The sequence below is a fragment of the Streptomyces sp. WAC06614 genome, from assembly GCF_003949795.1.
Taxonomy (GTDB): Bacteria; Actinomycetota; Actinomycetes; order Streptomycetales; family Streptomycetaceae; genus Streptomyces.
Window position 1 is genome coordinate 1 of sequence record NZ_RPRY01000192.1, and the last position, 13,611, is coordinate 13,611.

A 13,611-nucleotide genomic window follows, 5' to 3' on the forward strand; every position below is an offset into this window, starting at 1 on the left:
CGCTCGGGGACGAGGGGGAGGGGCCCGATCTCCTTGGCGGGGAGGGTGAAGGCGACCTTCACCTCGGGGGCGTCCAGGGGCGTTCCCCCGGGGGACTCCGCCCACAGGTGCAAGGTGTTGGCGCCGACCCGGCCCGGGTCGAGTTCGAGGCGGATCGTGCCCTTGCCGTTCTGGCCGCCGGTGTCGAACGGCAGGGTCACCTTCACGGCCCGGTCGGGTACGGCCGTGCTGCCCGCCGTGCCCCGGGAGGCCTCCAGCTCCGCGGCCCGGCCGGGCTCGGTGCTGGTCAGCGCCGTGGTGACGGCGAGCAGGACCACGGCGACCGCGGCCTCGGCGAGGACGGAACGGCGCAGCCCCGCGCGCTCGGGGTCGGCGTCGCGCTGCTTGCGGGCCCGGGCGGAGACCCGGGCGGCCTGCTGCCGGGCGAGCTGGGCGGCGCGCTCGGGGTCCACCGGAACGGTGACGGGGACCTCGGCCGCGCTGTCCGGCGAGCCCTCCCCTTCCGCCGTCCCGTCCGTCTCGTCCGCCGTTTCACGTGAAACACCCCCGGATGCCGGGGCCTCGCCCAGGCGGGCGGTCCAGCGGCGGGAGAGGAAGGCGAGGGCCACGAGGACGGCCACCAGGCCGACCTTCACCATCAGCAGCCGGCCGTACTCGGTCCCGGTGAGGGCCGACCAGCTCCCGACCTGCCGCCAGGACTGGTAGAGCCCGGTGGCGGTGAGCACCAGCACGCTGCCGAAGGCGAGCCGGGAGAACCGGCGTACGGCGGCACGCTCCAGGGAGGGCACCGTGTACAGGGCCACGAGCAGGGTGGCCAGGCCGCCGAACCAGGCGGCCACGGCCAGCAGATGGAGGATGTCCACGGGCATCGCGATGCCCGGCTGGATCCCGGTGGAGGCGTGCTCGGCCAGCGCCCAGGTGGCCGCGATCCCGCCGGCCACCACGGTCCCGCCCACGGCGAGCCCGAAGGTCAGGTCCGCGGTGTCCTTGGCCCGCGCCTCGGCCTCGGCCGTCCCCTCGGCCGCGGTCCCCGTCGCGTGCCGTCGGGCGTAGACCCCGAACAGCACCGCGAGGAACAGGGCGCTCGCGCCCAGCAGCAGCAGCCGGGACACCAGCGAGGCACCGGTCTTGGTCTCCAGCACCGCCTTGAGCGCGGCCAGGTCGAAGGCGTCGGCGAACTTCCCCGAGCCGGTGTAGGGGGCCCGCAGCACCAGCATCGCCAGGGTGGCGGCGGTCAGGGTGACCCAGGCCCGCAGCACGAGCTTCTGCACGGGGCGTTCGGTCGTACCGCGCCGCCAGCAGACCAGCAGGAAGGCGCAGCCACCGACGAGCACGGCGAAGCCGGCGTACGCGGCGTAGCGGGCGATGCCGTACGCGATGCCGACCGGCCCGCCGCCCGCCTGCTGCGCGGGCAGGGTGACGGAGGTGGCCGAGGGGGCACCGATGGAGAAGGTGAAGGCACCGGAGACGGGGTGGCTGTCGGCGGAGACCGCCTGCCAGGCCACCGTGTACGTGCCGTTGGGCAGCCCGGAGTGCAGGGCGGTGCCGTAGCGGACGGTGGAGCCGCTGCACATGTCGCGCAGCTCGCCGGTGTCGACCCGCTTGCCCTGCGGGTCCATGACGCGGATGGAGTCGTCGCCCATGGCGACCTGCTCGGAGAACGACAGGGTGACCTGGGCGGGGGCCGTGGCGACCACCGCCCCGTCCTTGGGGTCGCTCGCGGTCAGCGCGGCGTGTGCCGTGGCCGGGGCGGCCGCGGCGAACAGGGTCGCCAGCAGGGCCGCGAGCACCAGCACCAGCCGCGGCAGCAGGGCTGCCGGGCGGGCGCGGGCCGTGAGGAGGGCGGGGGCGGTGGCCGTCATGGCGTGTCAGTCCCTCGGCGTCAGTGGGCGTCGTTGTGCGGGTTGTAGGTCCGTTCCTTCACGTCGAGCTCGACCTTGACCGGGTCGGCCTTCTCGAAGCGGAGCTCCACGGTGATCTTCTCGCCGACCTTGGGCTGGCTCTTGAGGCCCATGAACATGATGTGGTTGCCGCCGCGCTCCAGCTTGAGCTCGCCTCCGGCCGGCACGTCCATGGACGGGACCTGCTGCATCTTCTGGTCCTTGGTCTCGTGGATCTGGACGTCGTCGGAGAGCGGGCTGGTGACGCCGGTGAGCTTGTCGGCGGTCTTGGAGGCGTTCTTGACGACCATGAAGCCGCCGGCCATCCGGTCGTTGACCGGCTCCGGCATGAAGGCACCGCTGACGGTCATCGCCGGCTTCGCCGCGCCCGCCGCGTCCGAGCCGGCACTGGCACTGGCACCGGCGCCGGTCCCGGCGCCGTCGGAGGAGTCCGAGGAGCAGCCGGATATGGCGAGCGCGGCCGTCAGGGAGAGGGCGGCGGCGAGGGTACGGGTGGTGCGGCGGTTCACGGGTTCTCTCCCTTGACGATCTTCGGCAGGTCCTTGGTGTAGTCATCGACGGTGGTGTTCTCGCCGTAGAGGACGTAGCCCTCGTCGGTCTTCGGCGAGAACGCGATGACCTGCGCTCCGTGCATGGAGACGACCTTGCCGTCGGCCTCCTTCTTGGCGGGGTCGATGCCGATGCCGATGCTGCGCGCGGCGGCCTGGATCTTGGCGAAGTCCCCGGTCAGCCCGATGAAGGACGGGTCCTGCGCCTTGAGCCACGCCCCGAGGGAGTCGGGAGTGTCGCGTTCGGGGTCGGTGGTGACGAAGACGACCTGGAGCTGGTCCTGGTCGGCCTTGGGCAGCGCCTTCTTGGCGACGGCGATGTTGCTCATCGTCAGCGGGCACACGTCGGGGCAGTTGGTGTAGCCGAAGTAGATGAGGGTCGGCCTGCCCTTGGTCCGCTCGCGCAGGTTCCACTGCTGGCCGGTGGTGTCCGTCAGCGTGAGGTCCGGCTTGTCGAACGGGCGGTCGAGGACGGTGCCGGCCTTCTTCTGGGCCGGCGCGTTCACCTCCGCGACCGGCTTCTTGGCGGGCTCACCGCTGCACGCGGTGAGCGCGAGGGCGGCGGCCGCCGCGAGGGCGGCGGCCGTCACACGTGTGGTGCGCATGGGGAAATGTCCCTGGGATCGGGGATACGGATGGATTTTGTGAAGGGAGTGCCGCGGACGTCAGGCGGAGCGGCGGCGGGAGGCGATGCCGAACGCGACGCCGCCGAGCCCGACGACGATGCCGGCGATGCCGAGCACGCGGGCCGTGGTGTCCGTGCTCTTGGCGGAGGCCTGCTCGTGGCCGCCCTCGTCGCCGTTCTTGGCGCCCTCGGCCTTCGGGGTCGCCGCGCCGTGGTGGTCGTCGCCCTTGGCGGCGGTCAGCTTCAGCACCGGGGCCGGGTTCTGCGGCTCGGCGGCGCCCTCCTTGGCCTCCTCGATCCAGCGCACGACCTCGTCGTTGTCGTACGTCTGGATCGCCTTGAAGACCATGCTGTCGGCGTCCTCGGGCAGCTTGCCGACGGACACCGGGAACTGCTGGAACTTGCCCGGCTCGATCTTGCCGCCGCTCCAGGTGACCTTGGTGACGGCCTCGTTGATCTGCTTGCCGTGGACCGTGAGCGGCTTGTCGAGCTTGCTCTTCTCGACGTTGACGGTCCAGCCGGGGATGTCCTGGGGCATCACCGAGGTGAGCGGCTTGTCGGCCGGGAAGCTGACCTCCAGCTTCACCGTCGAGGCGTTGTCGCGCTCGTTGGGGACCTTGAAGTTGAGCGTCGCGTAGCCCCCCTTGGTGGCCTCGCCGGGCTGCACGCTGACGTGCGCGAAGGCGGTGCCGGACAGGGCCAGGACGGTGCCGGCGGCCAGGGCCGCGGCGAAGGAGACGCGAGAGGTCTTCATGGCAGAAACACTCCACGGGAGGTGTGGTGACGAAAGCTCCGGGCACGGGCGCGCGCGGAGACCGCGGCACCGGTGCTCCCGTCGTTCGTCCCGGGGAGTGGAGGCGCCGCGTCAGGCTGCGAGGGCGAACGCCACCGAGGGCGGCCCGCGCCGGACCACCGTGTGCTGGAGCGCATCGCGTCCCGTCGACGCGTCGTCGTCGTTCCGGGTGCGCCGGGCCCGCGGAGCACCGCCGGGCGCACCCGGCAGCCCGGCGGCCAGGGCGCGTACGAGGGCCAGCGCGACCCGCAGGGCCCGCACGGGCGCGGCTGCGGCGGAGCGCCGGGAGAGCGTCAGCAGGCCGGACAGGGCGGCGTCACCGCGGCCCAGCAGCCAGCCGGCCGCCAGCGCGGCCAGCAGGTGGCCGAGCAGCATCGGCAGGGTGAGCATGCCGGTGGCCGGCTCCGCCGCGCCCTGGACGACCGGTACGGCGTGCGCGTGGGCCGCGTGGGCGGCCTGCCCGGCCAGGGCGGCCGGGTCCAGTCCGGCGGTCTGCAGGACCTGCCGGGCCTGCGCCGGGCTCAGCGGTACGGAGTTGCCCCCGCAGACCAGCTGCGCGGCGAGGGCCGCGAGCGAGGCGTCGGCCCCGCCCTGCGCGGCCGCTCCGGCGCCGGCGCCGGTCGACGGGGCGCCGGCGTGCTGGCCGAAGCCGAAGAGGGAGTGCAGGACGAGCTGTCCGCCACCGAGGGCGGCGGCGATGCCGGGCAGGGAGCGCCGGCGCCCGGCCAGGGGTGCCGCCACCGCGAGGACGGCGACGAAGGCGATGCCGAGGGCCCACCAGGGCACGGTGGCGCAGGAGGCCACCGCGTGCCCGACCCCGGACAGCACGACGCAGACCGCGGCGAACACCGCGGCCCGCAGGAACCGGAGACCGGCTCCGGCGTGTGTGGTCGGGGGGGCAGACATGGCCGGGCCATCATCGCATTGCGCCCGTGCGTTCTGTACGGCAGGTCCGGAAGGTCCCTGGAGTTCCTCTGGACCCGTGGCACGCACGCTCCCCTCGGAGCCCCCGAGGGCCCCTTCGCCGGGGTGCGGCGTGCCCGAACCATGCCCCATAACACCGCCTCCGGCACGTGCGCATCGGCCGAATGAGTGCTGTGCCGGTCCCCGGTGGCTTACGCCCGGCCCCGAGAGGCAATAGGTAACGGTATGAGCATCTGGTGGTCGCTCCACTTGAGGCGCGAAGCCGCGAGCGTGCCGCTCGCACGGCGGCTGCTGCTGGGGACGATGGAGACCGCGGGGGTGGACCCGGACATCTCCTACGACCTGTCGGTGGCGCTGAGCGAGGCCTGTGCCAACGCGGTGGAGCACGGCGGGGTCGGAGGAAGGCCCGACGAGGACGAGGCCTACCGGGTCACCGCCTACCTGGACGGCGACTGCTGCCGCATCGAGGTGACCGACTCCGGCCCGGGCTTCCCGACGGCCACCGTCTCCCGGCCCCGGCCGTCGCTGGCCGAGCACGGCCGCGGCCTGTGCCTGATCGAGGAGCTCGCCGACCACGTCCGGTTCCGCAACCGGCCCGGCCGGGGTGCGGTGGTCACCTTCGACAAGGTGCTCAAGTGGCGCGACGACGCGCTGCTGAAGGTGTCGTGAGGTTCCTGCCGTGACATGACGAGGCTCCCCCGGCCCGCTGTGCCGCCGGGGGAGCCTCGTCATGTCGTCACGACCGTGGCCGTGGACCGGTGGTCAGCCCTTGAGGGCGGCCATCCAGGCCTCGACCTCGTCGGCCTGCCGGGGCAGACCGGCGGACAGGTTCCGGTTGCCGTCCTCGGTGACCAGGATGTCGTCCTCGATCCGGACGCCGATGCCCCGGTACTCCTCGGGCACGGTCAGGTCGTCGGCCTGGAAGTACAGGCCCGGCTCCACGGTCAGGCACATGCCCGGCTCCAGGGTGCCGTCGACGTAGGCCTCGGTGCGCGCGGCGGCGCAGTCGTGGACGTCCATGCCGAGCATGTGGCCGGTGCCGTGCAGGGTCCAGCGGCGCTGCAGACCCAGCTCCAGGACGCGCTCGACCGGGCCCTCCAGCAGGCCCCACTCGACGAGCTTCTCGGCCAGCACGTGCTGCGAGGCGTCGTGGAAGTCGCGGAACTTGGCGCCCGGCTTCACGGCGGCGATGCCCGCCTCCTGGGCCTCGTACACGGCGTCGTAGATCTTGCGCTGGATCTCGCTGTACCGGCCGTTGATCGGCAGGGTGCGGGTGACGTCGGCGGTGTAGAGGGTGTGGGTCTCCACGCCGGCGTCGAGCAGCAGCAGGTCGCCGGAGCGGACGGCGCCGTCGTTGCGGACCCAGTGCAGGGTGCAGGCGTGGGCGCCGGCGGCGCAGATGGAGCCGTAGCCGACGTCGTTGCCCTCGACCCGGGCCCGCAGGAAGAAGGTGCCCTCGATGTAGCGCTCGGAGGTCGCCTCGGCCTTGTCCAGGACCTTCACGACGTCCTCGAAGCCGCGGACGGTGGAGTCGACGGCCTTCTGCAGCTCGCCGATCTCGAACGCGTCCTTCACCGCGCGGGCCTCGGAGAGGTAGACGCGCAGCTCCTCGTCCCGCTCGCCGGTGACCTTGTCGGTCAGGGCGGCCTCGACGACGGGGTCGTGGCCACGGACCACGCGGACCGGGCCGGTGGCCTCCTTCAGCTCGTCGGCGACGGTGCGCACGTCCTTGACCGGCAGGCCGAGCAGCTGCTCGGCCTCGGCCAGGGAGTGGCGGCGGCCGACCCACAGCTCGCCCTGGCCGGACAGCCAGAACTCGCCGTTCTCGCGGTCGGAGCGCGGCAGCAGGTAGAGGGCGGCGGTGTGGCCGCTCTCGCCGGCGGGCTCCAGGACCAGCACGCCGTTCTCGGTCTGGTCGCCGGTGAGGTACGCGTACTCGGTGGCGGCGCGGAAGGGGTACTCGGTGTCGTTGGAGCGGGTCTTCAGCCGGCCCGCGGGGACGACCAGGCGCTCGCCGGGGAAGCGCGCGGACAGCGCGGCGCGACGGGCGGCCGTGTGCGCGGCCTGGGCGACGGGCTCCAGGCCGTGCAGCTCGGTGTCGGCCCAGCCGGTGCGCATGTTCTCGGCGAGTTCGTCGCTGACGCCCGGGTAGAGACCGTTCTTGCGCTGCTTGTGCGTCTTCTTGGGCTGCTCTTCTTCCGGGGTCTCCGGGGTGAGCTCGTCAGCCACGGGTCCGCCTCCTCTTGGTACGACTGTGGACCTGGTCCATCGTACGGTCGTGCGGAAATCGTCGGGGGTCGGACGGACCGCTCCGGTCACTCGAAGCGGGCGGCCAGCAGGACGACGTCCTCGTACGGCGTCCCGCCCGCCCCGGCCGGTCCGGGGGCGGCGAGGCCGTCGGGGAACAGCGTGTGCAGGACGTGGTCGACCAGGGCGGCAGGGTCCTCGCGCAGGGCCCGTGGCACGCCCGCGGCGGCCGCGTGCAGCCGGGCGTAGGCCCGGTCCATGGCGTCGCCGGTGCGGCGCAGCAGACCGTCGGTGTAGAGAAGCACCGTTTCTCCTGCGGCCGGTTCGATCTCCACGCTCGGGGCCTCCCAGCAGGAGAGCATGCCCAGCGGCGCGGAGAGCGAGGTCTCCACGTACTCGGTCCGGCGCTCGCCGACCACCAGCGGCGGGGCGTGCCCGGCGCCGGCCAGCAGGATCTTGCGGCGGGCGGGCTCGCAGTAGGCGAAGAGCGCGGTGGCCGAGCGGGCCGGTTCGGTCAGGCGCAGCAGCAGCTCCAGGTCGGACAGGACCGCGACCGGGTCCTCGCCCTCCATGACGGCGTACGCGCGCAGGCTCGCCCGCATCCGGCCCATGGCCGCGACGGCGCCGGGGCCGGAACCGGTGACCGAGCCGACGGCGAGGCCGAGCGCGGCCTCGGGCAGCGGCAGCGCGTCGTACCAGTCGCCGCCGCCGTGCGGGCCGGTGTGGTGGCGGGCGGCGAGCTGGACGCCGGGGACCCGGGGGAGCCGGCTGGGCAGCAGCTCCTCGGAGATGGCGGTGAGCCGGGTGCGGGCCCGTTCGACCTCCAGCATCCGGGCGAGGTGCTCGGCCGCGTGACCCACGTAGAGGCCGGCCAGGTCGCGCTGGCGGTCGCTCGGCTCCGCCGGTTCGTCGTAGAGCCAGACGGCCGCGCCGAGCCGGCCGGTGGCCTCGGCGGTCAGCGGGAGGGCGTAGCTGGCGGCGTAGCCGAGGCGGGCGGCGACCTCGCGGTGACGGGGGTCGACGGGGACGGCGTAGCCGCCGACGCCGGGGTCGGTGTCCGGCTCGGGGAGGACGTCGCAGCCGCCCTCGGCGTCGGGGAGTCCGTCGAGGATGCGGCCGTACGAGGTGGCGGTGCGCGGCACGGTCTCGATGTGGCCGAGTTCGGCGCGGCCCAGGCCCAGGCCGATGGTGACGGAGGGGCCGAGACGGTCGGCGGGCTCCAGCACGATCAGGCCACGGCGGGCGCCGACCAGGGCGGCGCCGGCCCGCAGGAACTCCTGCAGGGAGGTGTCGAGGTCGGTGGCGCGGGCGAGCCGCTCGGTGAGTTCGTGGAGGGTGGTGAGGTCGGAGACCATCCCGGCCAGCCGGTCCTGGATCAGGGCGCCGGGCGCGGTGGGACGGGGGGTTGAGGAGAGCGGCCGGGCGGGCGCGGGCGCCGCAGTGTGAGGGGCATCCACAACTGCTGGATCGATTCCAGCCACTTTCGGCGGGTGCGGAGCGCTCATGGCGTCCGCCCTTCCACCTGGTGCGATTCGCCATATAGCATCGCAAACCCCCAGATCGTGCTGCAGCGCCATCAATGGATCCACATCTACACGCACGCGGGGAGCGATGTCCAGCATTGTCCCGGTGAGATTCCTGGTGTCCGTGGTACGACAACTCACGGTCCGGCGGCGGAAGAAACTTGGCCGGAAAAAGCAGGAACGGGCCCTTTTTTGAGGTCGACTGGGCGACGCCGAAGTGGCTCCGGGTACGTAATCGGTGGTACCCGGGGACAGTTGGCGCCTGTCCCGGCGGCTCCGCCGGGAACCGTCCGGCGCCGCCCGCCGTCCCAAGGGACGCAGGCCCGGACGGACCCCGCGCGGGTCGCGCTCCATCCCGCCGGACGTTTCATGGACCCGTAAGAAAACTGCACGAACCGTGTGAACCTGCCTCTGGCAGGCGGTGGCGCGAAACGTGTACGTGTGGTGAAACACCGCATACATGGTGTGATGTGGCCCTCGGCGTTCAACGGAAAGGAACGAGCGCTCATGCGCGAGATCCTCGGAAGGCGTCTCCAGTGGCTCCGTAGTTCCTGGTCGTCCCTGCGTTCCTCCGGCCGGCCGGACGGCGACTCCGGCGCCCTTCTCGAAGCGGCCCTGCACTGCGCCTCCGCATGGCGCTGGCCCGTCCTGCCCGGCGTGGGGCGGGCGGCCGGTGATGCTTCGCGGTGCGCGTGCCCCGACCGCGACTGCGTGGTGCCCGGTGCCCACCCCTTCGACCCGGGACTGCTCGCGGCCACCACCGACGCCCGGATGATCGGCTGGTGGTGGACCAACCGTCCGTCGGCTCCGGTGCTGCTGGCCACCGGCGGCGGCGCACCGTGCGCGGTCAGTCTGCCGGCTGTGGCGGCGCCCGGGGCGCTGGCCCGGCTGGACGCCCTGGGGCTGCGGCTGGGCCCGGTGGTGGCGACCTCCACGCGCTGGTCGCTGCTGGTGGCGCCGTACTCGCTGGAGCGGCTGGGCGAACTCCTCTACGCCCAGGACCACGTGCCGTCCTGTCTGCGCTTCCACGGCGAGGGCGGCTACCTGTTGCTGCCGCCCTCACCGGCGTCCGGCGGCGGGCAGGTGCGCTGGGAACGGGAGCCGGCCGCCGGGAAGGGCCGAGAAGTGTGGCTGCCCGAGGTCGGCACCGTGGTGGACGCGCTCGTCGAGGCGAGCAGCGGGGCGCCCGGTGGCGGCAGCCGCCTGGCGTTCTGACCCGGCCCCCCCAGGTCGGGCACCGGTGGTCCGCTCACTCGAACGGGTGCCACCGGGGCCCGTTTCCCAGGGAATTGGGCGCGGGGATCTCCGCGCCCCATTCCCGCGTCGCTATCTTCGCCGAATGAATCTCCGCCTCATCGGTATCGGCGCCGGTGTGTTGATCATCTTGTCCCTTCCGCTGGCGGGCGCGATCGCCGGACCTGATTTCGGCGGCCGGCGCGATCCGGGGCACGGTGGCCTGATCTCCTCGCTGGGGCTGCCCGGTGCGGCATCGCGGACCGGTGGGCGGGCCGTTTCCCCGTCCGCGGCCGGGGAAACGGCCGGGGCAGCGGCCCGGGACACGGCCGGGGACGCGAAGTCCGGTGCGCAGGACGGGGCGCGTACGGAGTCCCGGTGCGGGCCCGAACTCTCCTCGCCGCACGGGGTGGAGGCGCAGACCTGTGTCCTGACGGCGGACGGGCAGACCTGGGGCCGCAGTTATTACCGCAATACGAGCGGCCACCCGTTGGACGCCGTGCTCACGCTGATGGGACCGGCCGGGCGGACCTGGCAGATCCGGTGCGCGGTCGACGCGGGGGACGAGCCGGGACTGTGCGAGACGCCGCGGGAGAAATCCACGGGGGCGCGGGACGGCTGGACGGCAGTTGCGGAGTTTGCAGTTCCGGATGATGAAGGTCCGCTGCTGCTGCGATCCGGAAGCAACTCTCCCGCTCCTGCTGAGCGTTGAGCGGGCCGGAAATGGAAGGGCCCGGTCGCTGGCGACGGGGGATGCACCAGCGACCGGGCTACAAGAACGGTAACAAGAGATCGCCTGTACGCAAATTCGATCTCTGATATTCAGACACGGATTTGCAGCCGATTAGCGGGAGTTGTGACGCCAGTCACCGTCCGAGCACGAGGGGTGACGCTCAGCTGAGCGTCACCTGACGGTTGGTGAGACCACCGCGCGCCCGGCGCTCTTCCGGGGTCAGCGGGGTGTCCGTGGCGAGGGCCGCGGCCAGCAGTTCGGCGAACTGCGCGGCCGGCTTCTCCACGTCGGCGGCGCTCACGCCGGTGGGCAGGTCCCAGACCGGGACCATCAGGCCGTGGGCCCGGAAGGAGCCGACGAGCTTGGTGCCTTCGCCCAGCGAGGTCTCACCCGCCACCTGCATCCGCGCCAGCGCGTCGAGCAGCTTCTCCTCCGGGTGCGGCATGACCCACCGCAGGTGGTTCTTGTCCGGCGTCTCGCACCAGTAGGCGGCGTCGACGCTGCTGAGCTTGACCGTCGGGATGGCGGCGGCGTTGGCGCGCTCCAGCGAGGCGGCGATCTCCGGCGAGGCGGCCTGGGCGCTCTCCGCGTCCGGAATCCAGAATTCGAAGCCCGTGTGCACAACCGGCTCGAAACCGCCGTCGGTGTCGAGGAGATCCTGAAGTCGCGGACCCTCCGCGGGAACCCGCCGGGCCGGAACCGGATTACCCGGTTCCGTGGCGAAGGCGCGCTCCAGGGTGTCGGCCATCTCCCGGGAGAGGTCCCCGGAGGAGGCGTCGTTCTGCAGGCCGAGGAGGACCGAGCCGTCCTCGCGGCGCAGCGCCGGCCAGGCCATCGGCAGCACGGTGGCCAGCGTGACCGACGGGACGCCCTCGGGCAGGCCGCCCTTGAGGTGGAGCGGGACGGTGGCCGCGGGCACCAGCTCGCGCAGCGCCACCCAGTCGCACTCGCCCGGCAGCCCCTCGAACGGACGCTGCACCAGCTCGGTGCCCGCGTGCGCGGCGGTCCGGCCGTGGCAGGCCTTGTAACGGCGCCCGGAGCCGCACGGGCAGGGCTCGCGGGCACCCACCACGGGGATCTCCCCGTCCTTGAGCTGAGGCTTTGCTGCGGGACGCTTCTTGGCCATCGTGGGTGTCTCCCGGTTGCGGCGGTACGGCGTCACGGACCGCGTGCCGTGACTGGGCGCGAGCCTAGTCGCTCGTACCGCCGGAACCGGGAGGTGCGGCCGGGAGCACGGTCGGCGTGCACTCCCGGACGGCCGCCTGCTGCGAGGGCCGGTCGGACGGGTCCGTCGGGATCGGGATCCGGGCGGACCGGGGTCCGGACGGATCTGAGCCCGAGCGGGTCAGGGATCGAGATCGTCGAAGGGTGCGGAGAAGTCGATCGAGGGCGGCGCAACGCGCGTAGCGAAGTCGTCGTGCCGGGGCCCGGCAGCTACGACCACCCACACGGTGACCTCACCCGCCGCTCCGTCACGCACACCCCAGTCCAGGGCGAGGGCGCTGATGATGTTCAGCCCCCGGCCGCCGCGCGCCGTGACCGAGGGCGTGGCCGGGACCGGGCGGGTGGGCCCGCCCCCGTCCGTGACCTCGACCGTCAGTCGCCCGGCATCGTCCACGCGCCACGCGGCGCGTATGTCTCCGTCCCCGACCTCCCGGGTGCCGAGCGGTCTGCCGTGCCGGCAGGCATTGCTGAGCAGTTCGGAAAGGATCAGAACGGCGTCGTCCACGACCGGTTCGGCCACCCCGCTGATGCGCAACTGCTCGCGCATGCGGTGCCTCGCTTCCCCCACGCCCGCAGGGCCATGGGGTACGGCCATGCACGACGACGTGGGCACTTCCTGTGCCACCACCAACGCCACCCCCGGAACCTCCTTAGCCCCACGCCAAGATCTGAATGCCCCAATGGCCTGGACCGGAAACCGGCCGGGCGGCTCCCTGTGACGCACTGATGACGCATTCATGACGATCGAATGCGGAACGGATGCGCCGGTGCACACCCTGTAACGGAGGGGGTGGGCGGGACTGCTGGGCAAACCGGGACGTCAGCGTCCGAGCTGGGACAGAACCTGTCGCGGCCGGTTCGTGATGATCGCCTCTACACCCAGATCAGCGCAGAGCTGAACGTCCTCGGGCTCGTTCACGGTCCATACGTGCACGGCGTAGCCGGCGGCGTGGAGCTTGCGGATGAAGCCGGGGTGGTTGCGGACGATCCGCATGCCGGGGCCGGCGATCCGCACCCCGGCCGGCATCCGGCCGTCGCGCATCCGGGGCGAGATGAACTGCATCAGGTAGACCGTGGGGACGGTGGGCGCGGCGGCGCGCACCCGGTGCAGGGAACGCGCCGAGAAGCTCATGACCCGCACCGGGTGGGGGCCGTCTGCGGGCGGGGCGTCCAGGCCGAAGCGCTTGAGGAGGAAGAGCAGGCGCTCCTCCACCTGTCCGGCCCAGCGGGTGGGATGTTTCGTCTCGATGGCCAGCTCCACCGGCCGGCCGGCGTCGGCCACCAGCTCCAGCAGCCGTTCCAGGGTGAGTACGGAGGTGCGCTCGGACCGCAGCGCCGGGTCGGTGACCCAGTCCGGGGCCTCCTCGCGGTCCTTCCACGAGCCGAAGTCGAGGGCCGCCAGCTCCGACAGTTCCAGGGCGGACACGGCGCCCCGGCCGTTGGAGGTGCGGTTGACCCGGCGGTCGTGGACCAGCACGAGGTGCCCGTCGGCGGTCAGCCGGACATCGCACTCCAGCCCGTCCGCACCGTCCTCGATCGCTTTGCGGTAGGCGGCCAGCGTGTGCTCGGGGGCGTCCTCCGACGCTCCGCGGTGGGCGACGACGTGAACGGTGCGCGGCGTTGCATGGGTCACCGGGTCATGGTGCCACCGACCGGGGGCCGCGTGCCGGGCCGGGCACGAACGCACAGGTCCGGCTTACAGTGCACTGACGGTTCATGGGAAAGGCTTTGCCATGAACATGTGGGTCCGGTCGGACGTCGTGCCGGACCGTAGTCGTAAAGCCGTGTCCGACGAGGAGAGAGCGCTGTGAGCACCGAGAACGAGGGCACCGCGGCCCCTACACCCCCCGTGGCCCCCTC

13 protein-coding genes are annotated in these 13,611 nt (G+C 72.7%); 3 read left to right on the forward strand and 10 right to left on the reverse strand.

Going from position 1 to position 13,611, the window contains the following annotated elements; translation table 11 throughout:
* The 5 genes from EF918_RS23235 to EF918_RS23255 form a co-directional block, all read right to left on the reverse strand.
* On the reverse strand, positions 1-1,862 hold a 1,862-nt coding region (locus tag EF918_RS23235; RefSeq protein ID WP_125650044.1), incomplete at its 3' end, for a copper resistance CopC/CopD family protein.
* A gap of 20 nt (positions 1,863-1,882) precedes the next feature.
* Positions 1,883-2,410, reverse strand: coding sequence for a copper chaperone PCu(A)C (locus EF918_RS23240; RefSeq protein WP_125650046.1), 528 nt, complete (start codon positions 2,408-2,410; stop codon positions 1,883-1,885).
* Positions 2,407-3,054 (reverse strand): SCO family protein, encoded by a 648-nt coding sequence (locus tag EF918_RS23245; RefSeq protein WP_125650048.1) that lies wholly within the window; start codon positions 3,052-3,054, stop codon positions 2,407-2,409. The genes EF918_RS23240 and EF918_RS23245 overlap by 4 nt, the downstream gene beginning before the upstream one ends.
* A 60-nt stretch (positions 3,055-3,114) precedes the next feature.
* Positions 3,115-3,828 carry a YcnI family protein gene (locus tag EF918_RS23250; RefSeq protein WP_125650050.1) on the reverse strand — a complete coding sequence of 238 codons (714 nt, stop codon included), beginning with the start codon at positions 3,826-3,828 and terminating at the stop codon, positions 3,115-3,117.
* A 111-nt stretch (positions 3,829-3,939) separates the two neighbouring features.
* Complete coding sequence (locus EF918_RS23255) at positions 3,940-4,773, reverse strand: hypothetical protein (protein WP_125650052.1); 834 nt, start codon at positions 4,771-4,773, stop codon at positions 3,940-3,942.
* A gap of 243 nt (positions 4,774-5,016) precedes the next feature.
* Between EF918_RS23255 and EF918_RS23260 the strand changes: the two genes are divergently transcribed.
* Positions 5,017-5,460 carry an ATP-binding protein gene (locus EF918_RS23260; protein ID WP_125650054.1) on the forward strand — a complete coding sequence of 148 codons (444 nt, stop codon included), beginning with the start codon at positions 5,017-5,019 and terminating at the stop codon, positions 5,458-5,460.
* A 93-nt stretch (positions 5,461-5,553) separates the two neighbouring features.
* Here EF918_RS23260 and EF918_RS23265 read toward each other — a convergent pair whose 3' ends face one another.
* Together EF918_RS23265 and EF918_RS23270 are read right to left on the reverse strand one after the other, a co-directional pair.
* Positions 5,554-7,020 (reverse strand): aminopeptidase P family protein, encoded by a 1,467-nt coding sequence (locus EF918_RS23265; protein ID WP_125650056.1) that lies wholly within the window; start codon positions 7,018-7,020, stop codon positions 5,554-5,556.
* Positions 7,021-7,106: 86 nt separating this feature from the next.
* Entirely contained in the window at positions 7,107-8,660 is a 1,554-nt protein-coding gene (locus tag EF918_RS23270) for a PP2C family protein-serine/threonine phosphatase (RefSeq protein ID WP_185921878.1), read from the reverse strand.
* Between the two features lie 408 nt (positions 8,661-9,068).
* Between EF918_RS23270 and EF918_RS23275 the strand changes: the two genes are divergently transcribed.
* Together EF918_RS23275 and EF918_RS23280 are read left to right on the forward strand one after the other, a co-directional pair.
* Positions 9,069-9,776: a bifunctional DNA primase/polymerase gene (locus tag EF918_RS23275; protein WP_125650060.1), complete on the forward strand. Its 708-nt coding sequence runs from the start codon at positions 9,069-9,071 to the stop codon at positions 9,774-9,776.
* Between the two features lie 124 nt (positions 9,777-9,900).
* A complete protein-coding gene (locus EF918_RS23280) occupies positions 9,901-10,506 on the forward strand; it encodes a hypothetical protein (RefSeq protein ID WP_125650062.1) in 606 nt (201 codons plus the stop codon).
* A 181-nt stretch (positions 10,507-10,687) separates the two neighbouring features.
* Here EF918_RS23280 and EF918_RS23285 read toward each other — a convergent pair whose 3' ends face one another.
* From EF918_RS23285 to EF918_RS23295, 3 genes are all read right to left on the reverse strand, one after another.
* Complete coding sequence (locus EF918_RS23285) at positions 10,688-11,653, reverse strand: DUF5926 family protein (protein ID WP_125650064.1); 966 nt, start codon at positions 11,651-11,653, stop codon at positions 10,688-10,690.
* Positions 11,654-11,872: 219 nt separating this feature from the next.
* Positions 11,873-12,490 (reverse strand): ATP-binding protein, encoded by a 618-nt coding sequence (locus EF918_RS23290; protein WP_185921879.1) that lies wholly within the window; start codon positions 12,488-12,490, stop codon positions 11,873-11,875.
* A gap of 81 nt (positions 12,491-12,571) precedes the next feature.
* Positions 12,572-13,384: a glycerophosphodiester phosphodiesterase gene (locus tag EF918_RS23295; protein ID WP_125650066.1), complete on the reverse strand. Its 813-nt coding sequence runs from the start codon at positions 13,382-13,384 to the stop codon at positions 12,572-12,574.
* Positions 13,385-13,611 lie beyond the last annotated feature (227 nt).